Genomic DNA, 23,658 nt, shown 5'->3' on the forward strand with positions numbered 1-23,658 from the left:
TACGGGCGACGCCGGGTCACTCGGAGTCGAGCTGCGCGCCGACCTCGTCGGAGATGTCGAAGTTGGCGAAGACGTTCTGCACGTCGTCGCTGTCCTCCAGCGCGTCGATCAGCTTGAGGATCTTGCGGGCGCCCTCGACGTCCAGCTCGACCTGCATGCTCGGGAGGAAGTTGGCCTCGGCCGAGTCGTAGTCGACACCGGCGTCCACCAGCGCGGTGCGCACGGCGACCATCTTGGAGGCCTCGGAGACGATCTCGAAGGAGTCGCCGAGGTCGTTGATCTCCTCCGGCTCCTGGTCGAGGACGACCTCGAACAGCTTGTCCTCGTCCACGCCGTCGGCCTTGGGGACGATCACGACGCCCTTGCGGTTGAACAGGTACGACACCGAGCCCGGGTCGGCCATCGAGCCGCCGTTGCGGGTCATCGCGACGCGCACGTCGGAGGCCGCGCGGTTGCGGTTGTCGGTGAGGCACTCGATCAGGACGGCGACACCGTTCGGGCCGTAGCCCTCGTACATGATGGTCTGGTAGTCGGCGCCGCCGGCCTCCAGACCGCCACCGCGCTTGACGGCGCGGTTGATGTTGTCGATCGGGACCGAGCTCTTCTTCGCCTTCTGGATGGCGTCGTAGAGGGTCGGGTTGCCCGCCGGGTCGGGACCGCCGGTACGCGCCGCCACCTCGATGTTCTTGATCATCTTGGCGAAGAGCTTGCCGCGCTTGGCGTCGATCACGGCCTTCTTGTGCTTGGTGGTAGCCCACTTAGAGTGGCCGGACATCGCCAGCTCCTTTACGTCGCCAAATGGAAATGAAACAGCTGAGATCTTACCGGTGTCGTCACCGGTGGGACGCACACGGCCACCACCGCCTAGCGGGCGGCGAGGTGCTCCTCGACCATCCGCACGAAGTAGGCGTGCACGCGGTGGTCGCCGGTGAGCTCCGGGTGGAACGAGGTGGCCAGCAGGTTGCCCTGGCGCACGGCCACGATCCGGCTCTCCGGGCCGTCGGCGCCGGGCAGCTCCGCCAGCACCTCGACGCCCGCGCCGACCGCCTCGACCCAGGGGGCGCGGATGAAGACGCCGTGCACCGGCTGCTCCTCCAGGCCCTTGAAGGCGAGGCCGGACTCGAAGGACTCGTTCTGCCGGCCGAAGGCGTTGCGGCGCACCGTCATGTCGATGCCGCCGACGCTCTCCTGGTCCTCCCGGCCGTCGAGGATCTTGTCGGCCAGCATGATCATTCCCGCGCAGGTGCCGTACACCGGCATGCCGGCCGCGACCCGCTCGCGCAGCGGCTCCATCACGCCGAACAGCAGGGCCAGCTTGGACATGGTGGTGGACTCCCCGCCGGGGATCACCAGCGCGTCGACCTCGGCCAGCTCCTCGGCGCGGCGCACCGGACGGGCCAGCGCGTCGGCCTCGGCCAGCGCCACCAGGTGCTCGCGGACGTCGCCCTGGAGGGCGAGGACGCCGATGACTGGAGTGCTCACGGTCTTCAACCTCTATCGATCGTTACTACGGAAGGACGCGGCGCGGCCCGCCGCACACCGAGGCGCTGCGGCGGGCCGGGCGAAGGGCGGGGGTGGTTACCAGCCGCGGTTGGCGTAGCGCTCGGTCTCCGGCAGGGTGTCGCAGTTGATGCCGACCATGGCCTCGCCCAGGTTGCGGGAGGCGTCCGCGATGATCTTCGGGTCGTCGAAGAAGGTGGTGGCCTTCACGATGGCGGCGGCACGCTTGGCCGGGTCGCCCGACTTGAAGATGCCGGAGCCGACGAAGACGCCCTCGGCGCCCAGCTGGCGCATCAGCGCGGCGTCGGCCGGGGTGGCCACGCCACCGGCGGAGAACAGCACGACCGGCAGCTTGCCGAGCTCGGCGACCTCCTTGACCAGCTCGTACGGGGCGCGCAGCTCCTTGGCGGCGGCGTACAGCTCGTTGTGGTCCAGCGCCCGCAGCTGGCCGATCTCGTTCTTGATCTGGCGCAGGTGGCGGACGGCCTCGACGACGTTGCCGGTGCCGGCCTCGCCCTTCGAGCGGATCATGGCCGCACCCTCGGCGATGCGGCGCAGGGCCTCGCCCAGGTTGGTGGCACCGCAGACGAAGGGGGTGGTGAAGGCCCACTTGTCGGAGTGGTTGACCTCGTCGGCCGGGGTCAGCACCTCGGACTCGTCGATGTAGTCGACACCCAGCGACTGCAGGACCTGGGCCTCCACGAAGTGCCCGATGCGGGACTTGGCCATCACCGGGATGGAGACCGCCTCGATGATCTCCTCGATCATGTTCGGGTCGGACATGCGGGCCACGCCGCCGTCCTTGCGGATGTCGGCCGGAACCCGCTCCAGCGCCATGACGGCCACCGCGCCGGCGTCCTCGGCGATCTTCGCCTGCTCGGCGTTGACCACATCCATGATCACACCGCCCTTGAGCTGCTCGGCCATGCCGCGCTTGACCCGGGCGGTACCGATCTGCGGCTGGTCTGCGGTGGTGGGGGTGGTGGACACGTGAGACCTCACTCGAAGATTAACCAGTGCTATCGCCCTATGGTAGGCAGATCGGATGGCCCAACCATGCGCCACCAAGTCCAGCCCGGACGACGGGATGCGACAAACGGGCCGTATCCGAGGACAGCCTAAGCAGGCGCTCCCTCGGGCGTAAGGGCGGGCGGCGGGGCGTCGTCCATCTCGAAGGCCAGCGGGAACGGCGCCTTGCCCGCCAACCGGAAGTACCGCACCAGCCGGTGCTCCCGCACCGCCCGCGCCGCCCGCACCGCGTCGTTGTGGAACCGGCGGGCCATCGGCACCCGCCGCACCGCGGCCGTCAGATCACGAACCGCCTCGTCGCCCCCAGGCTCCGCGACCAGCGCCGCCACCTGCTCCGACTCCTCGAACACCGCCCGCAGCGCCAGGCTCAACTGACTCTCCGCAACCTCGCGCTGCTCGTCATCGGCCTGCCGGGCCGCGTGCGCCGCGTCCAGCAGCAGCAGCGAGGCCGCCGGGTCCAGCAGCGAGGACGTCGCCAGCTCCATCGCCACCGAGGCCCGTCGGACCAGCTGCGCGTCCAGCGCCGCCCGCGCGGCGTCGATCCGGGCGTGCAGCCGGTCCAGACGGCCGGCCGTCCAACTCAGGTACATGCCGAACAGCACCACGGCCACGCCGGCCCAGATCCAGGTAGTCACGGACCGCTACGTTACCGGGTGTCACCGGCCGACCCGCCCGGTGTCAGCCCTGGACGACTCCGCTGCGGTAGCTCTCCCGGTCGATGTCCGCGATGTTCACCGCGGTGAACAGCCGCGTCCCGGGCGCCGGCCGCACGTGCTGCGCCAGCAGCGCCAGCACGCCCTCGCTCAGCGCCGCCTTCGCCTCCGGCGTACGGCCCGGGAACACCTGGAACTCGACGTACACCTGGGCGTCACCCACCGGCCCGTCGGAGCCGACCACCAGGTCCTCGCTCTGCCGGAACAGCGTCTTGCAGGACCCCGGCTTGGCGTCGATCGTCTCCTCCGCCAGCCGGTTGATCGCCAGGCCCAGCGCCCGGCGCTCGAAGGACCCGGCCAGGCCGGACGAGTAGTCGACGGAGATCTGCGGCATCGTTTCCCCCAGGGGTCACAGTGGTGCGGTCGGCCCGACCCTAACCCCACCGACACCGGGCGCCACCCACGCCCCGGCCGTCAGTCCCGGGCCAGGCCGAACCGGCCGCGCCGCCCATGACTCGCCCCTCGCTTTCGTCACCGGCGCGTCCTTCGGCTCGGAGCGCTGCGCTCGTCCTCCTCGACCACCGCCGCCGCCCCGGCCGTCACCGTCTCGTACACCGCCAGGATGTCCGCGCCGACCGTCGACCAGTCGAACCGCCGCACGTGCCGGGAGGCCGCCTTGCGCAGCTCCTCCAGCCGCCCCGGGTCCCCCAGCAGCCGCAGCGCCGTACGGGCCAGCGCGTCCGCGTCCTCCACCGGGAACAGCTCCCCGGCGTCCCCGCCGTCCAGCACCTGCTTGAACGCGTCCAGGTCGCTGGCCAGCACCGGGGCGCCCGCCGACATCGCCTCGACCAGGATGATCCCGAAGCTCTCGCCACCGGTGTTCGGCGCCACGTACAGGTCCACGCTGCGCAGCAGCCGGGCCTTCTCCCGGTCCGAGACCATGCCCAGGAACTCCACCTGCGCGCGCACCTCGGGCGCCAGGCCGGCCACCGCCTCCTCCTCGTCGCCCTTGCCGGCGACCAGCAGCCGCACCCCCGGCCGCTCCGCCAGGATCCGCGGCAGCGCCGCCAGCAGCGTCGGCAGGCCCTTGCGCGGCTCGTTGATCCGGCCGATGAAGCCGATCGTGCCCGGCTCCCCCGCCGCCGCACCGCCCGTCCACCGCTCGTCCGGCTCGGCCTCCGCGAAGAACCCCACGTCCACCCCGTTGGGGATCACCACCGCGTCCCCGCCCAGGTGCTCCACCAGGGTCCGCCGGGCGTACTCCGACACCGCGATCCGGGCCCGCATCTTCTCCAGCCCCGGCTGGAGGATCGGCGAGGCCGCGATCATCGCCCGCGAGCGCGGGTTCGAGGTGTGGAAGGTGCCCACCATCGGCCCGGTCGCCGACCAGGCCGCCAGCATCGACAGGCTCGGCGAGGCCGGCTCGTGCACGTGCAGGATGTCGAAGCGCCCCTCGCGCAGCCACCGCCGCACCCGGGCCGCCGACAGGATGCCGAAGCTCAGCCGGGCCACCGACCCGTTGTACGGCACCGCCACCGCCCGCCCCGCCGAGACCACGTACGGCGGCAGCGCCTCGTCGTCCTCGGCCGGCGCCAGCACCGACACCTGGTGCCCCAGACCGATCAGGTGCTCGGCGAGGTCCCGGATGTGGAACTGCACCCCGCCGGGGACGTCCCAGTCGTACGGGCAGACGATGCCGATCTTCACGGGTTCCTCAAGCTTCCTTCGGGCAGTCGTACGGGCCGGACTCAGGCGCCGGAGGCCTCGGTGGCGGGCTCCTTCACGGCGGCGGCGCGCACCGCCGCGGACTCTCCCCGCACCGTCTCACGGGCCGGCAGGTCGGCCAGCCAGAACTTCTGCAGCATGTGCCAGTCCTGCGGGTGCTCGCCGATCCCCTTCTGCCAGACGTCGGCCATCGCCTGGGTCATCGCCAGCGTCCGCGCCTTGCGGTCGCCCTCCTCCGGCACCCGCACCTCCGGGTGGATGACCCCCCGCAGCACCGGACCGTCGTACCAGAGCGTCACCGGCAGCAGCGCCGCGCCGGTGCGCTGGGCCAGCGCCGCCGGCCCGGCCGGCATCCGGGTCGCCTCACCGAAGAAGGACACCTCGATCCCGGCCTCCGAGAGGTCCCGGTCCCCCACCAGGCACACCAGCTTGCCCGCGCGCAGCCGCCGCGCCAGCGTGCCGATCACGTTCACCCCGCCGCCGGACAGCGCCAGGACCTCCATGCCCTGCCCCTCCCGGAACTCGACGAACCGGTCGAACAGCCGCTCCGGCTTCAACCGCTCCGCGACCGTCGTGAAGGGGTGGCCCAGCTGCGCTATCCAGGTGCCCGCCAAGTCCCAGTTGCCCATGTGCGGCAGCGCCACCACCGCGCCCCGCCCGGAGTCCAGCACCTCCCGCAGGTGCTCGTAGCCGTCCACCTGGACGTCCCGCAGGACCCGCTCCCGGCTCCACACCGGCAGCCGGAAGGACTCCATCCAGTACCGCAGGTAGGAGCGCATCCCGGCCCGCGACAACCGCCGCAGCGCCGCCTCGTGCAGGCCCGGACGCACCCGGCGCAGGTTCGCCTCCAGCTGCCGCACCCGCGGCCCGCGACGACGCCAGGCGTAGTCCGCCAGCCGGTCGAACAGCCACCGCGCCACCGGCTCCGGCAGGTGCTTCAACACCGCCCAGCCCAGCGCGTACGCCCAGTACACCAGTCGGTCCGTCACCGCAGAACGCCCCCCATCAGCTCCCGGCCGCCGCTCGGTCGGCCTCGAACGCCTCACGGCGCACGGTCACCATCCGCTGGACCACCGTCACCAGGCTGCCCGCCGCCACCAGCCACAGCGCCACCGGCAGCAGCCACTCCACGTACGGCACCCCGAACACGTGCAGACCGGCCACCCCGGCCGCCACCAGGCTGATCACCAGCCGCTCGGCCCGTTCCACCAGCCCCGACACGTCGCACGGCAGGCCCTGGCTCTCCGCCCGCGCCTTCGTGTACGACACCACCAGGCCGCTGGCCAGGCAGAAGATCGCCACCGCGCAGAGCAGGTCGTTGTCGCCCTTGCCCGCGTACCACATGGCCAGACCGCCGAAGATCGCCGCGTCCGCGACCCGGTCCAGCGTGGAGTCCAGGAAGGCGCCCCACTTGCTGGTCCGGCCCAGCTGGCGGGCCATGTTCCCGTCCACCAGGTCCGAGAAGATGAACAGCGTGATCGTGATGGTGCCCCAGAAGAACTCCCCGCGCGGGAAGAACACCAGCGCACCGGCCACCGAACCGGCCGTACCGATCAGCGTCACGGCGTCCGGGCTCACGCCCAGCCGGATCAGGAACGCGGCGAACGGGGTCAGAACACGTGTGAAGAAGGCACGCGCGTATTTGTTGAGCATGGCCTTCCCAGCCGCTCCGATCTCCCAGGTACCCGCCTGGCGCAACACACGCGGCAGACGGCCGGACGAATGAGCCCGCCCGGCGCACCCATCGTAGCCACGCCCGGGACACGCTCCGACGCACGCACCGCCGGACGCCCCCCGGCCACGACCCCCCGCACGACACGCGCCCGACAGGCCCCGACCCTAAACTGCCAAGGACAGCTTCGGCGCCACGGGAGGAGACCCCGATGCCCGACCGCAGCACCGCACGAGCCGGCCAGGCACCCGCCGTCACCGGCCCCACGGACCTGCGCAACGTCGTCCTCGTCGGCTCCAGCGGTGTGGGCAAGACCACCCTCGCCGAATCCCTCGCCCTCGCCGCCGGCGCCACCGGCCGCCCCGGCCGCGTCGCCGACGGCACCACCGTCTCCGACCACGAGGACATCGAGCACCAGCAGCAACGCTCCGTCCAGCTCTCGCTGCTCCCCCTCGAGTGGAAGGGCGTCAAGATCAACCTGATCGACCCGCCCGGGCACCCCGACTTCGCCGCCGACCTGCGCGCCGCCCTGCACGCCGCCGACGCCGCCGTCTTCGTGGTCTCCGCCACCGACCCGGTCACCGCCCCCACCCGCGCCCTCTGGCGCGAGTGCGCCGCCGAGGGCATCCCCCGCGCCATCGCCGTCGCCAAACTCGACCTCGCCCGCGCCGGCTTCGACGACATCCTCACCAGCTGCCACGACGCCTTCGAACTGGGCCCGGACACCCTGCGCCCGCTCTTCCTGCCCGTCCTCCACGACGGGCACCCCGACGGCAGCGTCGACCTCCTCACCGGCGACACCTACGGCGACGCCGACCCCCTCCCCGACACCGGCCCCGCCCACGACAGCCTCGTCGAAGCCATCTCCGGCCAGGACGACACCCTCATGGAGCGCTACCTCTCCGGCGACCCCCTCGACGCCGACTCCCTCGAAGCCGGGATGCGCCGCGAAGTCCTCGACTGCACCCTCCACCCCGCCGTCCCCACCAGCGACAACGGCCTCGGCGCCGCCGAACTCCTCGACCTGATCGCCCACACCTTCCCGAACCCCACCGAACGCACCCGCCCCGCCCCCGCCTGCGACCCCGACGCCCCGCTCGCCGCCCAGGTCGTCCGCGTCACCGGCGACGCCTACGTCGGCCGGATCAGCCTGCTGCGCCTCTACGCCGGCACCCTGCGCCCCGACAGCCGGATCCACCTCGCCGGCCCCGCCCACACCGCCGACCAGAACGGCGACGAACGCGTCACCGGACTCACCAGCCCCTTCGGCAAGCTCCAGCGCCCCGTCCCGCACGCCGTCGCCGGGGACCTCGTCTGCGCCGCCAAGCTCACCAGCGCCCGGGCCGGCGACACCGTCCACGACCCCGGCCACCCCGTCGAACTCGACGGCTGGACCCTCCCCGAACCCCTGCTCCCGATCGCCGTCGAAGCCCACAGCAAGGCCGACGACGACAAGCTCTCCCAGGCCCTCACCCGGCTCACCGCCGAGGACCCGGCCCTACGGCTGGAACAGAACCCCGACACGCACCAGCTCGTCCTCTGGTGCACCGGCGAGGCCCACGCCGAGGTCGTCCTCGACCGGCTGCGCACCCGCCACGGCGTCCACGTCGACACCGTCGAACCCAAGGTCGCCCTGCGCGAGACCTTCGGCACCGCCGCCGCCGGCCACGGACGGCTCGTCAAACAGTCCGGCGGCCACGGCCAGTACGCCATCTGCGACCTGGAGGTCGAACCCCTCCCGGCCGGCTCCGGCTTCGAGTTCCAGGAACACGTCGTCGGCGGCGCCGTCCCCAAGCACTTCATCCCCTCCGTCGAGAAGGGCGTCCGCGCCCAGCTCGCCAAGGGCGTCGCCACCGGCTTCCCGCTCGTCGACATCCGGGTCACCCTCACCGACGGCAAGGCGCACTCCGTCGACTCCTCCGACGCCTCCTTCCAGAACGCCGCCGCCCTCGCCCTGCGCGACGCCGCCGAGCACGCCGTCATCCGCCTGCTCGAACCCGTCGCCGCCGTCAGCGTCCTGCTGCCCGACGAGTACCTCGGCGCCGTCCTCGGCGACCTCTCCGCGCGCCGCGGCCGCGTCCTCGGCACCGAGACCGGTGGCCAGGGGCTGACCCTGCTGCGCGCGGAGGTCCCCGAACTCGAACTCGTCCGCTACCCGGTCGACCTGCGCTCGCTCACCCACGGCACCGCCGAGTTCTCCCGCGCCTACCTGCGCCACGAACCCATGCCCGCCGCCCTGGCCGAGCGCTACACCGACTGAGCGGCCTTCCGGTTCGGCAGCGCGCACGCCGCCGTGCCCCCCGGCATCCGGTGCCGGTTGCGCGACACCCAGCGGTACACCACACCCGCCACCGGCCGCACCGGCGCCAAGGTCAACAGCGCACCCAGGTACGCCCACGCGCCCCCGGTGCGCAGCAGCAGCCGCGCCACCGCCTGCGCGCCCCCGTACACCCGGCCGGCCGGCGTCACCCACAGCACCTCGCGCTCGGCCCGCTCGGCCGACACCTCGCCGCGACCGCCCGCCACCGCGTCCAGCTCCGCCAGGTCCGCGAACTGGAACGGCACCGAATCCCAGCCACCCGAGGCCAGCGTCTGCCGCAGGTACCGCTCCCCCCAGCGCACGCAGGACGAACAGAACGCGCAGTCCCCGTCGAAGACCAGCACCGGATCCTTCACCACGACAACCCCCTTCATCGCCTTCACCTCCCATCCTCCTCCACCCCCACGCCGACGGCCCGGGCGGGTATCGACCCGGCCGAAGCTGGGCATCATGCCCCTCGAGCCCGGGTGCGGCCGGAACGCACCGCTTCGTGACGGTAGTTCAGACGATCATCCGCGCAGGGGTGCCACGGCACGGTAACCTGCCGCTGACAAGGGGAGGAGCAGACGCCACCGTGGCCACACTCGACATGACCCCGGGTGCGCAGATACCCCGGACCGACACCGGCCCGCAGACGGCCGTCACCCAGGCGCTCTCCTCCGCCGCCTACCGCGACGGCGAGATCGACAAGTTCGTCACCGACGTCCCCGAGGCCAAGCAGAAGAAGGGCCGCTTCGCGCTCTTCCGCCCCAACCTCGGCGAGGCCTACAGCAAGGCCCTGATCTCCCGCGCCCTCGGCGGCGACCGCAAGCCCCTCGTCCCCTCCTTCGGCGTCGACACCCGCCAGGTCGTCGAGCACTGCCTGGCCGCCGAGGAACTCCGGCACGCCCGCGACCGGCAGCTCAGCACCGTCACCGTCGTCACCGGCCTGCTCTTCCTCCCCGGCACCCTGATCTGGCTCGGCGCCTTCCAGCTGCGTGCCTGGCTCAAGCGGGACAACGCCCGGGGAGCCGACACCTACGGTGCCCTCGCCCTGATCGCGGCCGCCGTCCTGGCCGGGTTCCTGCTGCTCCGGCCCCCGGCGGCCGGCTTCCTCGGCATCTACCTGCGGATCACCATGCTCGCCCCGGTGCTCGGCTGGTACCTCGCCCGCCGGATCGTCGAACGCTCCGCCACCGACCTCCGCGGCCGCTGGCAGGCCCTGGTCGAGGGCAGCGCCGTCGCCGCCACCGTCGCCAAGGCCGTCCCCCGGGACGACCTGGACAAGAAGGCGAACGAGCTGCGCGACAAGCTCGGCCGGCTGGACACCGAGCAGGAGACCAACGTCCACCACTACGCCGGCCCCAAGGGCATCCTCGGTGCCGGCCGCCGCTGGGGCGAGTGGCGCCTGGCCGACACCCTGCACCCCGCCGAGGGCCACGCCGACTTCCGGGCCTTCCACCCGTGGGACCTGATCCGCCGGATCTCCGCCCACCTCAAGGGTCTCGGGATCAGCCACGTCGCCAACAGCGGCATCCCCAACGTCGCCGTCAAGCAGTGGGCGGTCTTCGACATCAGCGAGGGTGCCGACGAGATCAGCCGCCCCGGCGGCGCCGACATGGACGGCGAGCGGATGCGCGACTTCGCCGTCCAGAGCCTCGCCGACAAGCAGACCTTCCCCGGCGGCCCCCGGCACTACCTGGCCACCCAGTTCATCACCCACGACGGCAAGCTGATCATCACCTTCACCGTCACGGTGACCCTGCTCGCCAACGTGCTCACCATCTCGGTGGCCGGCTACGCGCTCGGCCCGGTCAAGGGCGTCTTCTTCGACAAGCCCAAGGACAAGGAGAAGTCGGTCGCCAAGACGGTGAAGTTCTGGGAGGAGCGCACCGTCAAGCTCCCCCTGATCGACAACGACGAGGTGGTCCGCCAGGCCGTCCGCGCCCCCTTCCACAAGATGCCCGGCCTGCTCGGCTGGCTCGGCGGCGGCCTCGTCCTGCCCGAGCCGTTCGGACTCCGGCACTCCTGGGTCGGCACCGCCTGGAACAACCGCTCGATGGTCGACAACGCCCTCAACGCCTCCGTCCCGGTGCTGAACGCGGTGCACACCGCCACCCTGGAGTTCCTCCAGGAGCACGACCTGGACGCCGACCGGTTCTTCAAGAACCGCACCTCGATCATCAAGTCCGAGGCGCAGGGCACCCGCCCGTACAAGGTCGACGAGTTCAGCGCCGACTGACCGGGAACGAGAACGACGTGCGAAGAGGGGCCCGCCACCGGAACTCCCCGGTGACGGGCCCCTCTTCGCACGTCCGGCCGGCTCAGCCCTGCGGCCAGGCCTCGGCCAGCATCTTGCGGGTGTCCGCCAGCAGCTGCGGCAGCACCTTGGTGTGGCCGACCACCGGCATGAAGTTGGTGTCCCCGCCCCAGCGCGGCACCACGTGCTGGTGCAGGTGCGCCGCGATCCCGGCCCCGGCCGCCGCACCCTGGTTCATCCCGATGTTGAACCCGTGCGCCCCCGAGGCGGCGCGCAGCGCGGTCATCGCCTTCTTGGTGAAGTCCGCCAGCTCGGCCGTCTCCGCCTCGTCGAGGTCGGTGTAGTCGGCCACGTGCCGGTACGGGACCACCATCAGGTGCCCGCCGTTGTACGGGTAGAGGTTCAGCACCGCGAACACGGCGCTCCCCCGGGCGATGACCAGCCCCTCCTCGTCGCTCAGCGACGGGATCGAGCAGAACGGACAACCGTCGTCCGGAGCCGGGCCGGTGGGCTTGTTCTCACCCTGGATGTACGCCATCCGATGGGGGGTCCACAGGCGGCGGAAGCCGTCCGGCTCACCGACACCCCGCTGCAGTTCCGGCTCAGTCGTCATGCTGATCAGCATATTCGCCCGAAGGTGCTTGCAAAGCCGCGCGGGGCAGACTCTTGAAGAGCCTGCCCCGCGCGTCAACGGTCCGACTACGGCGTCACACCTGGATGCGGTTCTTCACCGCGTCCACGATCTCGGCCACGGCGTCCGCGACCGGCACTCCGTTCTTCTGCTCGCCGTTGCGGTAGCGGAAGGACACCGCGCCCGCCTCGACGTCGTCGTTGCCGGCGATCAGCATGAACGGGACCTTGGAGCGCTGGGCGTTGCGGATCTTCTTCTGCATGCGGTCGTCCGAGGTGTCCACCTCGACCCGGATCCCGTGCTTCTTGAGCTCGGCCGCGACCTCCAGCAGGTACGGCACGTGCTCGTCGGTGATCGGGATGCCGGTCACGGTGACCGGGGCCAGCCACGGCGGCATGGCGCCGGCGTAGTGCTCCAGCAGCACCGCGAAGAACCGCTCGATCGAACCGAACAGCGCGCGGTGGATCATGACCGGCCGCTGACGCGAGCCGTCCGCAGCGGTGTACTCCAGGTCGAAGCGCTCCGGCAGGTTGAAGTCGAGCTGGATGGTCGACATCTGCCAGGTACGGCCGATGGCGTCCTTCGCCTGCACCGAGATCTTCGGGCCGTAGAAGGCCGCGCCGCCCGGGTCCGGGACCAGCGGCAGGCCCTGCTTCTCGGCCACGCTCGCCAGGACGCGGGTGGCCTCCTCCCAGGTCTCGTCGCTGCCGACGAACTTCTCCTCGTCCTTGGTCGACAGCTCCAGGTAGAAGTCGGTCAGACCGTAGTCACGAAGGAGGTTGAGCACGAAGGTCAGCGTGGAGTCGAGCTCCTCCGCCATCTGCTCGCGGGTGCAGTAGATGTGGGCGTCGTCCTGGGTGAAGCCGCGGGCCCGGGTCAGGCCGTGCACCACGCCGGACTTCTCGTACCGGTACACCGTCCCGAACTCGAAGAGGCGCAGCGGCAGTTCACGGTACGAGCGGCCGCGCGCGTCGAAGATCAGGTTGTGCATCGGGCAGTTCATCGGCTTGAGGTAGTAGTCCACGCCCTCGTCGAGCTGCATGGGCGGGTACATACCGTCCGCGTACCAGTCCAGGTGGCCGCTCTTCTCGAAGAGCTTCCCCTTGGTGGCGTGCGGGGTGTAGACGAACTCGTAGCCCTCTTCCTCGTGCCGCTTGCGCGAGTAGTCCTCCATCGCGCGGCGGATGATGCCGCCCTTGGGGTGGAAGACGGCGAGGCCGGAGCCGATCTCCTCGGGGATGGAGAAGAGGTCGAGCTCGTTGCCCAGCTTGCGGTGGTCGCGCTTCTCGGCCTCGACCAGGAAGTCCAGGTGGGCCTTGAGCTCGTCCTTGGTCGGCCAGGCGGTCCCGTAGATGCGCTGCAACTGCGGGTTCTTCTCGCTGCCGCGCCAGTAGGCCGACGCGTTGCGCATCAGCTTGAACGCCGGAATGTGCCGGGTGCTGGGCAGGTGCGGGCCGCGGCAGAGGTCGCCCCAGCACTGCTCGCCGGTCTTGGCGTCCAGGTTGTCGTAGATGGTGAGCTCGCCGGTGCCGACCTCGACGTCGGCGCCCTCGCCGGCGGTGGCGGCGGAGCCCTTGAGGCCGATCAGCTCCAGCTTGTACGGCTCGGCGGCCAGCTCCTCGGCGGCGGCCTCGTCGGTGACCACGCGGCGGGAGAACTTCTGCCCGCGCTTGATGATCTCCTGCATCTTCTTCTCGATGGCCTTGAGGTCATCGGGGTGGAAGGGCTTCTCGACGTCGAAGTCGTAGTAGAAGCCGTCCTTGACCGGCGGGCCGATGCCGAGCTTGGCCTCGGGGTAGAGCTGCTGCACGGCCTGGGCCATGACGTGCGCGGTGGAGTGCCGCAGGATGTCGAGGCCGTCCTTGCTGCCGATCGCGACCGGCTCGACCTCGTCGCCGTCCTGGACGGCGTACGCGAGGTCCTTGAGCTGGCCGCCGACGCGGGCGGCGATGATCGAGCGGTCGTCGGCGAAGAGCTCGGCGGCCGTAGTGCCCGTGGTCACCACGCGCTCTTCCCGATCGGGTTCGCGGTTGATGATTACCCGGACGTCCGTCACCGGTCTCTCCTGACGTGCTGGATTCAGAGGACGCAACACTGCGCTGCGCGTGACGATGGTACCGAGAGCGTCACCCGCACCGCGCACTCAGGACCGCTCTCCCCCGTCCTGGAGCCCCTTGAGCAGCCGGTCGCGGTCGCCCTCCCCCCAATCGCACAGCTCCAGGCCGTGCGGCCGGGTCAGTCGGCGGAAGCCGTCGCGCCGCTCCAGGCGGCCGGAGACCCGGACCGGGACGCCGGTGAGGTGGGCCTCGGCGGCGAGCCGGTAGTCGGGGTCGGGCAGCCTGACCTTGAGTTCGCGGACCTCGGCGCCGCCGAGCACCCGGAGCCGGACCGAGCCCGGTCCGGCCGGGTCGGCGCGCTTGAGCCGGACGACCACGCCGACCACGGTGACGTCGACGGCGGGCTCGATCCGCTCCAGCAGTTCGGCGGCCTCGGCGAGGGCGGGCAGGTCCCCGGGGGAGAAGTCGAGCTCGATCCGGCGGTCGCCGAAGCCGCCCGGGGTGCCGGCGGCGGGCGACCAGGCGACGGTGAGCCGGGCGGCGGTGGCGCCGCGGACCAGGTCCTCGACGGACCGGACGAGTTCCCGGCTGACCCCGGAGCCGACGGCGTTCTCGAAGGCCTCGGGCCCGCCGCTGACCCGGCGGTAGTCGACCGCGTCGCGCAGCGCCTCCAGGGCGCGGACCAGGGTGGTCACGGCGGTGCGGCCCTCGGGGGCGGGGGTGTACGCGGTGAGGGCGGCGCCCTGGTCGACGGCGCCCTGTTCGACCAGGAGGACGCGGTCCAGGAACTCCCCGGCAAGGCCGTCCAGCCGGGCGCCGAAGTAGCCGGCGGTGGTCCGGCCGGCCTTGGCCCCGGCGGCGAGCATCGAGCGCGCGGCCCGCTGGAGCCGTTCGGCGTCGTCCCAGGGGGTGGCGTCGGCCGGGCCGGGCAGTTCACGGCGCCAGTTGAGTTCGTCGCCGGGGACGACGAGGGCGAGGAGGATCGAGCGGGCGGAGGGGGTGCGGGAGCGGGAGAGCGCGGTGACGGCGTCGGTGAGGAGTTCGACGGCGTCGTCGAAGCCGTCGGCGGTGGGGACGAGGAGGCTGGTGCCGGGTTCGCCGTCCGGCGGGGTCCAGCGGCCGTACCGGGCGGCGGGGCCGCCGCGCCGTACCCAGCCGTGCCGGGCGAGCAGGGTGGCGAGCACCGCGGGGTCGACGGTGGCCGGGTCGGGCAGGGCCCGGGCTCGGTCCTCCGGTCCGTGCGGCAGGGTCATGGGCGTGCTTCCTCGCTGCCGGGGCCGGGCCGTCACGGGCTGCCGCCCGCGCCGACCCGGGCCATGATGTCGCAGAGCGCGCGGTCGTCGAAGACCTTGTCGGTGGGCACCCGGACGTTGGTGCGCCGCTTCCCGGTGACGGGGTGGCCGGCCAGGTTGACCCAGTAACAGCAGTGCCGCAGTTCGAGGGCGTCCGGGCGGGCCCGGAGCCAGTGGTCGACCCGGCGCGGCAGCAGCATCACGACCAGGATCCGCGGGACGGCGACCCGGGCCCGGGCGAGCTTGCGCAGGTGGTCGTTGTCGAGGGTGAAGCTGAAGAACGGCCCGGCCGGACCGGGCGCGATCTGCTGGGTCGCCTTGAGCTGGATCTTGATGGTGACCTCGTCGTCCACGTCGTGCTCCCGGGAGCCGTGGCTGACCTGCCAGTCGATGCCGTTGTCCGGGAACGGCTGGGAGAGCGAGCAGCCGGCCGCCGCGGCGACCGCGTGCAGGTAGCCGACCTGCAGCGTCTCCATGCAGGCGGTGACCGCGAGGTTCCCCCTGAGTGTGGTCGCCGCTCCGTCGGGCTGCGGCTGTGTCAGTGCCATCGCCCCGTGGCCTCCCCGGCTCCGGGCCCGTCCGGGCCGAGCGGCCCAGTGGCAGGATCCCCGGTCGTAGCTGGGCCAAACGGGTTGAGCGACCGTCAGAACCGGGTATCACCAGGGCGCGGAACGCACGCCTGAGGGGCAGTCATGCAGCAGCACTGGTACACCGGCCCACTCGCTTCCTTCGACACCGAGACGACCGGCGTGGACGTGGAGTCCGACCGCATCGTCTCCGCCGCCCTGGTCGTCCAACTCACCCCGGGCGCACCGGCGCAGACCACCACCTGGCTCGCCGACCCGGGCGTGCCGATCCCGGACGGGGCCCGGGCGGTGCACGGCATCACCGACGAGCAGGTCCGGACGTACGGCCGCCCGGCCCGCACGGTGGTGGCCGAGGTCACCCGCGCGCTGGCGGCCCAGGCGCGGGCCGGCCGCCCGGTGGTGGTGATGAACGCCCCCTACGACCTGACCCTGCTGGACCGGGAGTTGCGGCGCCACCACGGCCTGCCGCTGAGCACCGGGCTGGACGGAGCGGGGCTGGTGGTGCTGGATCCGCGGGTGCTGGACAAGCACGTGGACCGCTACCGCAAGGGCCGGCGGACGCTGACCGACCTGTGTGCCCACTACGGGGTGGACCTCGCCGGGGCGCACGACGCGGCGGCGGACGCGACGGCGGCCCTGTCGTTGATCCGGCGAATAGGCGCCCGCTATCCGGCGGCGCTCGGCGGACTGACGGCGGCGGAGCTGCACCTGCGGCAGGCGGTCTGGCACGCGGCGCAGGCCCGGGGGCTGCAGGCCTGGTTCGACCGCTCGGGAACGCCGGAGCGGGTGGACCTGTCCTGGCCGCTGCGACCGGCCCGGTGCGGCTGCGGTCGTCGGCTGGAGCCGGAGCACGGGTGCCGGGCGGCGGCGTGACCGGTCCGGAACGCGCCGCAGGCCCCGACCGGTTTCCTGGTCAGGGCCTGCGTGCTGTCCGGTGGGCGATACTGGGATCGAACCAGTGACCCCTTCGGTGTGAACGAAGTGCTCTCCCGCTGAGCTAATCGCCCGGGCAACGAGAAGAACTGTAGCACCATTCGGGGGCGGTCGTACAACTCGCTCTTCCGGGGTACGGCCGACGCATCCACAGAACTCGCGCTCCGCACGGAAGATGACTGGCCCTCAGCCGGATTCGGCACCGGTTCTTCGGATGGATTCCGGAAATACATGTGAGGCCCAGCCGATAATCGACTGGGCCTCACATATCACAATGCATTCCGGTGGGCGATACTGGGATCGAACCAGTGACCCCTTCGGTGTGAACGAAGTGCTCTCCCGCTGAGCTAATCGCCCGGGTGCAGGGAAAACATTACCGCATCCCGGAGGGTGCTCCGAACACCCTGCCCGTGGGCGCCCTCGCCCCGGCCCCAGGGGCCGGGGCCTCCCCGCCGCCCGTCCCGCCCCTCCCCGTCCCGTCCCGTCCCCTCCCGCCCGCGCGCACGAGTCGTCGGACCCGGCCGCACCACCCGCTCCCCTGTTCCCGGCCCGCCCACCACTCCGACGGGCCGCGTGCACGCCGATCCGGAATCCCCCCGAGAAGAACCACCGGTAATGCCCCGGGCGGGTACTCCGGGGCGATTCCGCAATGCGCCGTAAGGGGTACGACTCGCGCCCGAATCGGGACAGAGGGGTTTACATCGGTCTTGGGGGTGGGATGGTCCGTTCGCCGACGTGCGATTCCCCGAGCGCACACTGAGCGAAAGGCCATGGCGCTTATGAACACCACGGTCAGCTGCGAGCTGCACCTGCGCCTCATCGTGTCCAGCGAGTCATCACTGCCCGTCCCCGCGGGCCTGCGCTACGACACCGCCGACCCCTACGCCGTGCACGCCACGTTCCACACGGGCGCCGACGAGACCGTGGAGTGGGTGTTCGCCCGAGATCTCCTCGCGGAGGGGCTGCACCGACCCACCGGTACCGGCGACGTCCGGGTGTGGCCGTCGCGCAGCCACGGGCAAGGGGTGGTCTGCATCGCCCTGAGTTCTCCGGAAGGAGAAGCCCTGCTGGAGGCCCCGGCCCGGGCGCTTGAGTCGTTCCTCAAGCGGACGGACGCCGCGGTGCCCCCCGGCACCGAACACCGTCACTTCGACCTCGACCGGGAGCTGTCCCACATCCTCGCCGAAAGCTGACCCCGACCGGAGGTGGTCCAGCCCCGCTGTCGGCGGGGCCGTACTTCCTGCCGTCATCGCAGCCGTCCTACTCGGGGGCACGGCTGCGGACTCAGCCGCGCACCACGCGGTCTCGGGGCCGGTGAACGGCCCGCTCCCACCGGAGCGGGGCCACAGCACCGCAGGCGCCCGGCACCGGAGCCGGCCATCCGTACGGGTGGCCGGCTCCTGCTGCCGGGCGCCACCGTCGTTTCCGGGCCGTACCCAGACCGGGACACTCCACCGGAATCCGTACAGGCCTTCGAACGAACGCGCCGCCCTTATGCCGCAAGGGCCGGTATGGTCTGGGGTAACCGTGGACGCGGGGTATCGGAGTCCCCCTGCGCGAGGAGTCCCAACGTGCTGATCACCCATGACACCGAGTGCGCGCTGAGCATCCTCGTGGACCTGCTCAACACCGCACCCGAGGTGTGCGGCGACGAGCGACTGCCGGACGTCGCCGCGCTGGACGCCTTCGTGGGCCGCCAGGAGATCAGCGAGATCGACTCGCTGACCGAGGAGGACCTGCGCCAGGTGCAGGAGCTGCGCACCCGGCTGCGCGAGGTGTTCTGGACGGAGTCCACCGAGGCGGCCGCCGAGCTGGTCAACGCGATCGTCGCGGCCGCCGGGACGACGCCCCGGCTGGTCAACCACGACCACCACGACTGGCACATCCACTACTTCGCCCCGCACGCCGCGCTCGGGCCCCACCTCGCGGCGGAACTGGGCATGGCGCTGGCCTTCATCCTGATGGCGGGCGAGCGGGAGCGGCTGCGCCGGTGCGAGGCGCCGGACTGCGCGCGGGTCTTCGTGGACCTCTCCCGGAACCGCTCCCGGCGCTACTGCGACAGCCGCACCTGCGGGAACCGGCTGCACGTCGCCGCCTACCGGGCGCGGCAGCGGTCGGCGGAGGCCGTCGCCCCCGCCTGACCGGCGCCGCACCTCCCGCCCGGTTCAGATGCCGCGCTTGCGGAGGATCTCCTCGATGTCGGCGAAGTCGCCGAGGCCGTCGTCCCGCTTGCCCGCCTGCTGCTTGCCGGACGCCTTCGGAGCCTTCGACGCCTGGGGAGCCTGGGCCACCGCCGGGCGCTCCGGGGCCGCTCCGGCCGCGGCCGGACGCTCCGCGGAGGACTCCACCTCAGCGCGCCGGCCCGGCCAGCGGCTGGCGAACAGCAGCGCGGCGGAGACGCCGAGCAGCACCAGGCCCGTCCACACCCGGGGGTCAAAGACCAGCTTGGCCGCCCAGTCGGCGAACTCCCGGCCGATCGTGCTCGCCAGCGGGAACAGCCCGGTCAGGTAGAGCCCGGCGGGCAGCAGGGCGACCGCGAACCAGCGGGTCGCCGAGCGGAGGCGCCGCCGCCGGGCGCGCAGGCCCGCGACGGCCACGCCGCCGGCCGTGAGGAGGAAGCTGATCGTCGCGGTCAGCACGGGCGCGCCCCTTCGCTTCCGGTGGTCCTTGACATCGGTGCCTCCCTCTCGGTCCGCCCTCGGGCGCACCGCCGGGCGGGGGCGGGCACCCACTAGTGGAACACTGGGGGAATGATCGATGGTTCCCTCCCCCGCCTCGAGTTCTGGTGCGACCTCCAGTGCCCGGACTGCCGCACCGCCCTGGACGACGTACGGGCGCTGCGCGCGCAGTACGGCGACGCCCTGCCCGTCGAGCTGCGGCACTTCCCGCTGGAGAAGCACAAGCACGCCTACGCCGCGGCGGAGGCGGCCGAGGAGGCGTTCGCCCAGGGGCTGGGGTGGCCGTTCGTGGAGGCGCTGCTGGCCCGGGTCGAGGAGCTGGACGCCCGGGGGCAGCAGGTGCTGCTGGAGGTGGCCCGGGAGGTCGGGGTGGACGCCGAGGAGGTCGACACCGCGCTGGTCGACGGCCGGCACATGCTGATCGTGGACTCCGACCAGGCCGAGGGCAAGGCGATCGGGGTCACCGGGACGCCGACGTACGTGATCGGCCGCGAGCGGCTGGACGGTGGGAAGAGCCAGGACGGGCTGCGCGAGCGGATCGTCGCCGCCATCGAGGCGGCGAAGGCCTCCTGACGCACCCGGCGCCCCGTCGACCTGACGCCCAGTCGACCTGATGCTGCGTCAACTGCTCACAGTGGCTTGCCGTAACAGCGGTTGACGACCCGGTAGCCGAGCGAGGCGTAGAGCCGGAGGGCGGCCGCGTTGCCGGAGAAGACGTTCAGGCCGAGTTCGCGCGCTCCGGCGGCCAGGCACTCCCGCTCGGCGAGCAGCATCAGGGTGCGGCCGTGGCCCCGGCCGCGGTGGGCCCGGTCCACCTCGACCACCATGACCCAGGCGAGCGGGGTGCCGTCCGGCAGGTCGCGCAGGTGGAGGTTCACCCAGAGCGAGCCGAGCGGCCCGGCGCCGCCCGGGCCGTGGAGTCGGCGCAGCGCGACGCCTGGGGTCTCGGCCCCCTGCGGGAGGACGTTGCGGTGGTCCAGGCGTGATTTGGCCCGGGCCTGTGCCTCGGTGAGGCCGGAGTCCCGCAGGGATTGGACGTACTCCCGCGCGGCCCGGTCGATCCAGGCCGGGAACTCGGCGGCGTCGATCGGGCGGGCGGTGACACCGGGGGGCAGGGGCGGGGCGGTGGTCAGGCTCTTGCCCAGGTTCCGCATCCGCTCGGTGTAGCCGAGGGCGGCGACGAGCCCCCGGGCGATCGGGGCCGACTCGGGGACGACGACGTCGACCCGGGTGCAGCCCCAGGCGCGCAGCACCTCCTCCGCGGCCAGCGCGCCGAAGGTGCCGCGGCCCCGGCCGCGGCCCTCCGTAATCTCCAACTCCGCTATCTCGCCCCAGAGTTCGCTGTCGTGGCGGGCGGAGGTGGTGCGCAGGGCGCCGACCTGGTGGCCGTTCGCGAGGATCCGCCAGCGTCTGGTGCGGCCGCCGGCGGTGGTGGGTGTCTCCGGGCCCTCGGGGCGCAGCGTGGTGGTCATGTGGTGGTCCCTTCCCCTCGCCGGGGAGGTTATCCGCGCTGCCCGGGGGCATCGCCCCGGCCCGGGATCAGGGGTCGAGGTCGTCGCCGCTGCGCTCGGCGAAGACGGCCATGGCCTTGGCGGTGACCGGGCCGGTGCCGGGCAGTCGGCGGTCGTCGACGCGGGTGACGGCCTGGACGTCGCGGGTGGTGGAGGTCAGGAAGATCTCCTCGGCCTCCTCGAGGGCACCGAGCGGGAGGTCGGCCTCCTCGGCGCCGCACCAGTCGATGACCAGCTGCCGGGTGATCCCGGCCAGGCAGCCGGAGGCGAGGGGCGGGGTGAGCAGGCGGCCGCCGAGGACCACGAAGACGTTGGAGCCGGTGCCCTCGCAGAGCCGGCCCGCGGTGTTGGCGAACAGGGCCTCGGAGGCGCCGGTGCGGTGGGCGGCGGCCAGGGCGACCACGTTCTCGGCGTACGAGGTGGTCTTGAGGCCGGCGACGGCGCTGTGCTCGTTGCGGCGCCAGGGGACGACGGCGACGGCGGTCTCGTCCGGGCGGGGGCCGATGGCGTTGAAGGCGACCACCAGGGTGGGGCCGGTGGTGCCGCGCTCCGAGCTGAGCGGGGCGTCGCCGCCGGTGTAGGTGACGCGCAGGCGGCCGAGCGGGGCCGGGTTGGCGGCGAGGACCTGTGCGCAGGCCTCGCGGACCACGGCGTGGTCGGGGTCGGGCAGGCCGAGGCCACGGGCCGAGCGGGTGAGCCGGTCGAGGTGGCGGGTGACCGCGAAGGCCCGGCCGTCGACGGACTTCATGGTCTCGAAGACGCCGTCGCCGGTGGTGAGGCCGTGGTCGAGGACCGAGACGGCGGCGTCGGCGGAGTCGACCAGGGTTCCGTTGACCCAGCTCGTGGTGCGGGTGTTCATCGAGGGCTGCTTCTAGACATGCTTCCTAGACACGGTGCGGCTCGGGGGCGGTGTCGATGCCGGGCTCGCCGCCCGACGCTATCGCGACGAGCCGGGCGGCCTTGAGCTCGGTTTCCGCCCACTCGCGTTCGGGGTCGGAGCCCCAGGTGATGCCGGCGCCGGTGCCGAAGCGCAGGACGGGTGCCCGCGGGTCCTGCCGGTCGAGCCAGAAGGTGCGGATGCCGACGGCGAGTTCGCCCTCGCCACGGTCGGCGTCGACCCAGCCGACCGCGCCGCAGTAGGGGCCGCGGGGGGCGGTCTCCAGGGCGTCGATGATCCGCAGGGCGCTGGACTTGGGGGCGCCGGTGACCGAGCCGGGCGGGAAGGTCGCGTCGAGCAGTTCGGGCCAGCCGGCGCCGTCGCGCAGGGTGCCCTCGACGGTCGAGACCAGGTGGACCAGGCCGGGGTGCTTCTCGACGACGCAGAGGTCGGGGACGGTGACGGTGCCGGTCCCGCAGACCCGGCCGAGGTCGTTGCGGACCAGGTCGACGATCATCACGTTCTCGGCGTGGTCCTTGTCGAGGAGGTCGTCCTCGGTGCGGCCGGTGCCCTTGATCGGGCCGGAGGAGACGGTGCGCCCGGTGCGGTGCAGGTAGAGCTCCGGGGAGGCGGTGGCGATCTCGACGCCGTGGTCGGGCAGCCGGACGGTCCCGGCGTAGGGGGCGGGGTTGCCGCGGGCGAGGAGGCCGGTGAGGGCGTCGATGTCGCTGCGGTCGGGGTCGGGCAGCGGTGCGGAGAGCACCCGGCAGAGGTTGGCTTGGTAGACCTCGCCGGCGGCTATGTGCGCGCGGATGCGGCGTACGCCCGCCGTGTAGGCGGCGCGGTCCAGGGAGCTGTGCCAGCTGCCGGCGTCCGGGCCGTGCCAGCCCGCGCCGGAGGGCGGAGCGGGTGCGGGGCGGACCTCGTCGAAGCGGGCGCAGGTCAGCCGGCCCTCGAAGTCGTAGGCGACGGCCCAGTAGCCGGAGGAGTCGAGCGCGGCCGGGTCCGAGGTGACGTCGCGCAGTCCGGTGGCCAGACGGCCGCCGAAGCGGGCGAGCGGGGTGCGGGGGTCGGGGTGGCCGGACACGGTTCTCCTGCGCGGTGGTGCTGGGGGTGGCGGTGCTTGAAGTGTAGGTCGGGGGGGCGTGCCCCGGGCCGGGTCCGAGCCCGCCGCGCCCCCGCGTACGAGCAGCTGGGTGCGTCGCGCCGGTGTGCGCCGGGTGGCCTGCGGATGATCGTCCGGGAGCGTCGCAGGTGGTGGTGTGTGACCGGCCGGAAGGACTGACGGAACGGCACTCCGCCGGCATCCCCTCGGCACGCTGCGGGAACGGATTTTTAGCTGGCCCGGGAATCCGCTAGAGTTCAACACGTCGCCAGGGAGCGCAGCCGAGGAAAAGCGGTGAAGGTCCCGGGGAGACAGGCGGACGTGGCTCAGTTGGTAGAGCATCACCTTGCCAAGGTGAGGGTCGCGAGTTCGAATCTCGTCGTCCGCTCGATGGAGAACAGTGTAAGATCGTTCTTCATGTGTTGCCTGGTGGAGTGGCCGAGAGGCGAGGCAACGGCCTGCAAAGCCGTGTACACGGGTTCAAATCCCGTCTCCACCTCCAAGAGGTCCTCCCGGCTCGTCCGGGGGGCCTCCCCGCGCGATTAGCTCAGCGGGAGAGCACTACCTTGACACGGTAGGGGTCACTGGTTCAATCCCAGTATCGCGCACGTCGAACCTCGCGGGGTTCGCTGCAGGAACGCCTCACCAGGCGCGATTAGCTCAGCGGGAGAGCACTACCTTGACACGGTAGGGGTCACTGGTTCAATCCCAGTATCGCGCACAGTAACGGGCCCTTCGAGGCTCGCTGCACAACCGCCTCACCAGGCGCGATTAGCTCAGCGGGAGAGCACTACCTTGACACGGTAGGGGTCACTGGTTCAATCCCAGTATCGCGCACAGTAACGGGCC

General features: G+C 72.1%; 23 protein-coding genes and 7 tRNA genes. 11 read left to right on the forward strand and 19 right to left on the reverse strand.

Features of this window, described 5'->3' with window-relative positions:
* Positions 1 to 16: 16 nt before the first annotated feature.
* The 8 genes from ACZ4W5_RS17200 to pgsA form a co-directional block, all read right to left on the reverse strand.
* Positions 17 to 775 (reverse strand): YebC/PmpR family DNA-binding transcriptional regulator, encoded by a 759-nt coding sequence (locus tag ACZ4W5_RS17200; RefSeq protein WP_360230121.1) that lies wholly within the window; start codon positions 773 to 775, stop codon positions 17 to 19.
* 89 nt (positions 776 to 864) lie between these two features.
* Positions 865 to 1,482, reverse strand: coding sequence for a pyridoxal 5'-phosphate synthase glutaminase subunit PdxT (pdxT, locus tag ACZ4W5_RS17205; protein ID WP_360230123.1), 618 nt, complete (start codon positions 1,480 to 1,482; stop codon positions 865 to 867).
* Between the two features lie 96 nt (positions 1,483 to 1,578).
* Positions 1,579 to 2,490 carry a pyridoxal 5'-phosphate synthase lyase subunit PdxS gene (gene pdxS / locus ACZ4W5_RS17210; protein ID WP_360230125.1) on the reverse strand — a complete coding sequence of 304 codons (912 nt, stop codon included), beginning with the start codon at positions 2,488 to 2,490 and terminating at the stop codon, positions 1,579 to 1,581.
* Between the two features lie 128 nt (positions 2,491 to 2,618).
* Positions 2,619 to 3,164, reverse strand: a complete 546-nt coding sequence (locus ACZ4W5_RS17215) for a LemA family protein (RefSeq protein ID WP_402485396.1) — start codon at positions 3,162 to 3,164, stop codon at positions 2,619 to 2,621.
* 43 nt (positions 3,165 to 3,207) lie between these two features.
* Positions 3,208 to 3,576 (reverse strand): 5-carboxymethyl-2-hydroxymuconate Delta-isomerase, encoded by a 369-nt coding sequence (locus ACZ4W5_RS17220; RefSeq protein ID WP_402485399.1) that lies wholly within the window; start codon positions 3,574 to 3,576, stop codon positions 3,208 to 3,210.
* A gap of 137 nt (positions 3,577 to 3,713) precedes the next feature.
* Positions 3,714 to 4,889 carry a glycosyltransferase family 4 protein gene (locus ACZ4W5_RS17225; protein ID WP_360230130.1) on the reverse strand — a complete coding sequence of 392 codons (1,176 nt, stop codon included), beginning with the start codon at positions 4,887 to 4,889 and terminating at the stop codon, positions 3,714 to 3,716.
* Positions 4,890 to 4,930: 41 nt separating this feature from the next.
* Positions 4,931 to 5,896, reverse strand: coding sequence for a phosphatidylinositol mannoside acyltransferase (locus ACZ4W5_RS17230; protein ID WP_465655287.1), 966 nt, complete (start codon positions 5,894 to 5,896; stop codon positions 4,931 to 4,933).
* Positions 5,897 to 5,912: 16 nt separating this feature from the next.
* Positions 5,913 to 6,560, reverse strand: coding sequence for a phosphatidylinositol phosphate synthase (pgsA, locus tag ACZ4W5_RS17235; RefSeq protein WP_360230134.1), 648 nt, complete (start codon positions 6,558 to 6,560; stop codon positions 5,913 to 5,915).
* Between the two features lie 230 nt (positions 6,561 to 6,790).
* Here pgsA and ACZ4W5_RS17240 point away from each other — a divergent pair, with 230 nt between their 5' ends.
* Positions 6,791 to 8,839: an elongation factor G-like protein EF-G2 gene (locus tag ACZ4W5_RS17240; RefSeq protein ID WP_465655289.1), complete on the forward strand. Its 2,049-nt coding sequence runs from the start codon at positions 6,791 to 6,793 to the stop codon at positions 8,837 to 8,839.
* Here ACZ4W5_RS17240 and ACZ4W5_RS17245 read toward each other — a convergent pair.
* Entirely contained in the window at positions 8,827 to 9,273 is a 447-nt protein-coding gene (locus ACZ4W5_RS17245; protein ID WP_360230137.1) for a thiol-disulfide oxidoreductase DCC family protein, read from the reverse strand. The two genes, ACZ4W5_RS17240 and ACZ4W5_RS17245, sit on opposite strands and share 13 nt — an antisense overlap.
* Before the next feature lie 200 nt (positions 9,274 to 9,473).
* On the opposite strand from ACZ4W5_RS17245, the gene ACZ4W5_RS17250 reads away from it, so the two are divergent.
* Entirely contained in the window at positions 9,474 to 11,120 is a 1,647-nt protein-coding gene (locus tag ACZ4W5_RS17250) for a hypothetical protein (RefSeq protein WP_360230139.1), read from the forward strand.
* A gap of 82 nt (positions 11,121 to 11,202) precedes the next feature.
* Here ACZ4W5_RS17250 and ACZ4W5_RS17255 read toward each other — a convergent pair whose 3' ends face one another.
* The 4 genes from ACZ4W5_RS17255 to ACZ4W5_RS17270 all read right to left on the reverse strand — a co-directional run bounded on the left by ACZ4W5_RS17255 (position 11,203) and on the right by ACZ4W5_RS17270 (position 15,666).
* Complete coding sequence (locus tag ACZ4W5_RS17255; protein ID WP_350507180.1) at positions 11,203 to 11,763, reverse strand: HIT family protein; 561 nt, start codon at positions 11,761 to 11,763, stop codon at positions 11,203 to 11,205.
* 82 nt (positions 11,764 to 11,845) lie between these two features.
* Positions 11,846 to 13,825 (reverse strand): threonine--tRNA ligase, encoded by a 1,980-nt coding sequence (gene thrS, locus ACZ4W5_RS17260; RefSeq protein ID WP_360230141.1) that lies wholly within the window; start codon positions 13,823 to 13,825, stop codon positions 11,846 to 11,848.
* 87 nt (positions 13,826 to 13,912) lie between these two features.
* Positions 13,913 to 15,079 (reverse strand): hypothetical protein, encoded by a 1,167-nt coding sequence (locus ACZ4W5_RS17265; protein WP_360230143.1) that lies wholly within the window; start codon positions 15,077 to 15,079, stop codon positions 13,913 to 13,915.
* 32 nt (positions 15,080 to 15,111) lie between these two features.
* Positions 15,112 to 15,666: a DUF4365 domain-containing protein gene (locus ACZ4W5_RS17270; protein WP_360230145.1), complete on the reverse strand. Its 555-nt coding sequence runs from the start codon at positions 15,664 to 15,666 to the stop codon at positions 15,112 to 15,114.
* Between the two features lie 144 nt (positions 15,667 to 15,810).
* Between ACZ4W5_RS17270 and ACZ4W5_RS17275 the strand changes: the two genes are divergently transcribed.
* Positions 15,811 to 16,578 carry an exonuclease domain-containing protein gene (locus ACZ4W5_RS17275; RefSeq protein WP_360230147.1) on the forward strand — a complete coding sequence of 256 codons (768 nt, stop codon included), beginning with the start codon at positions 15,811 to 15,813 and terminating at the stop codon, positions 16,576 to 16,578.
* A 62-nt stretch (positions 16,579 to 16,640) separates the two neighbouring features.
* Here the strand turns inward: ACZ4W5_RS17275 and ACZ4W5_RS17280 are convergent.
* Together ACZ4W5_RS17280 and ACZ4W5_RS17285 are read right to left on the reverse strand one after the other, a co-directional pair.
* A tRNA-Val gene (locus tag ACZ4W5_RS17280) sits at positions 16,641 to 16,712 on the reverse strand.
* Positions 16,713 to 16,923: 211 nt separating this feature from the next.
* Positions 16,924 to 16,995 (reverse strand) — tRNA-Val (locus ACZ4W5_RS17285).
* A 422-nt stretch (positions 16,996 to 17,417) separates the two neighbouring features.
* On the opposite strand from ACZ4W5_RS17285, the gene ACZ4W5_RS17290 reads away from it, so the two are divergent.
* Both ACZ4W5_RS17290 and ACZ4W5_RS17295 read left to right on the forward strand, forming a co-directional pair.
* Positions 17,418 to 17,831: an SsgA family sporulation/cell division regulator gene (locus ACZ4W5_RS17290; protein ID WP_030056266.1), complete on the forward strand. Its 414-nt coding sequence runs from the start codon at positions 17,418 to 17,420 to the stop codon at positions 17,829 to 17,831.
* A 378-nt stretch (positions 17,832 to 18,209) separates the two neighbouring features.
* Complete coding sequence (locus ACZ4W5_RS17295) at positions 18,210 to 18,779, forward strand: CGNR zinc finger domain-containing protein (protein WP_402485425.1); 570 nt, start codon at positions 18,210 to 18,212, stop codon at positions 18,777 to 18,779.
* A 24-nt stretch (positions 18,780 to 18,803) separates the two neighbouring features.
* Here the strand turns inward: ACZ4W5_RS17295 and ACZ4W5_RS17300 are convergent, their stop codons facing one another.
* Positions 18,804 to 19,277: a hypothetical protein gene (locus tag ACZ4W5_RS17300; RefSeq protein WP_465655293.1), complete on the reverse strand. Its 474-nt coding sequence runs from the start codon at positions 19,275 to 19,277 to the stop codon at positions 18,804 to 18,806.
* Between the two features lie 111 nt (positions 19,278 to 19,388).
* On the opposite strand from ACZ4W5_RS17300, the gene ACZ4W5_RS17305 reads away from it, so the two are divergent.
* Positions 19,389 to 19,889: a DsbA family protein gene (locus ACZ4W5_RS17305; RefSeq protein ID WP_360230153.1), complete on the forward strand. Its 501-nt coding sequence runs from the start codon at positions 19,389 to 19,391 to the stop codon at positions 19,887 to 19,889.
* A 56-nt stretch (positions 19,890 to 19,945) separates the two neighbouring features.
* On the opposite strand, the gene ACZ4W5_RS17310 is transcribed toward ACZ4W5_RS17305, so the two are convergent.
* The 3 genes from ACZ4W5_RS17310 to ACZ4W5_RS17320 all read right to left on the reverse strand — a co-directional run bounded on the left by ACZ4W5_RS17310 (position 19,946) and on the right by ACZ4W5_RS17320 (position 22,791).
* Positions 19,946 to 20,788 carry a GNAT family N-acetyltransferase gene (locus ACZ4W5_RS17310; protein ID WP_465655295.1) on the reverse strand — a complete coding sequence of 281 codons (843 nt, stop codon included), beginning with the start codon at positions 20,786 to 20,788 and terminating at the stop codon, positions 19,946 to 19,948.
* 67 nt (positions 20,789 to 20,855) lie between these two features.
* Positions 20,856 to 21,686, reverse strand: a complete 831-nt coding sequence (locus ACZ4W5_RS17315) for an aminotransferase class IV (protein WP_360230157.1) — start codon at positions 21,684 to 21,686, stop codon at positions 20,856 to 20,858.
* Positions 21,687 to 21,711: 25 nt separating this feature from the next.
* The gene (locus ACZ4W5_RS17320) at positions 21,712 to 22,791 is read right to left on the reverse strand and encodes a chorismate-binding protein (protein WP_465655297.1); all 1,080 of its coding nucleotides are present in this window, start codon (positions 22,789 to 22,791) and stop codon (positions 21,712 to 21,714) included.
* Positions 22,792 to 23,124: 333 nt separating this feature from the next.
* Here ACZ4W5_RS17320 and ACZ4W5_RS17325 point away from each other — a divergent pair.
* The 5 genes from ACZ4W5_RS17325 to ACZ4W5_RS17345 all read left to right on the forward strand — a co-directional run bounded on the left by ACZ4W5_RS17325 (position 23,125) and on the right by ACZ4W5_RS17345 (position 23,646).
* A tRNA-Gly gene (locus tag ACZ4W5_RS17325) sits at positions 23,125 to 23,197 on the forward strand.
* 40 nt (positions 23,198 to 23,237) lie between these two features.
* A tRNA-Cys gene (locus tag ACZ4W5_RS17330) sits at positions 23,238 to 23,311 on the forward strand.
* 34 nt (positions 23,312 to 23,345) lie between these two features.
* Positions 23,346 to 23,417, forward strand: a tRNA-Val gene (locus ACZ4W5_RS17335).
* A gap of 41 nt (positions 23,418 to 23,458) precedes the next feature.
* Positions 23,459 to 23,530, forward strand: a tRNA-Val gene (locus ACZ4W5_RS17340).
* 44 nt (positions 23,531 to 23,574) lie between these two features.
* Positions 23,575 to 23,646: transfer RNA gene (locus ACZ4W5_RS17345), tRNA-Val, on the forward strand.
* Positions 23,647 to 23,658: the final 12 nt, after the last annotated feature.

This window comes from Kitasatospora sp. NPDC029367 (genome assembly GCF_055569135.1).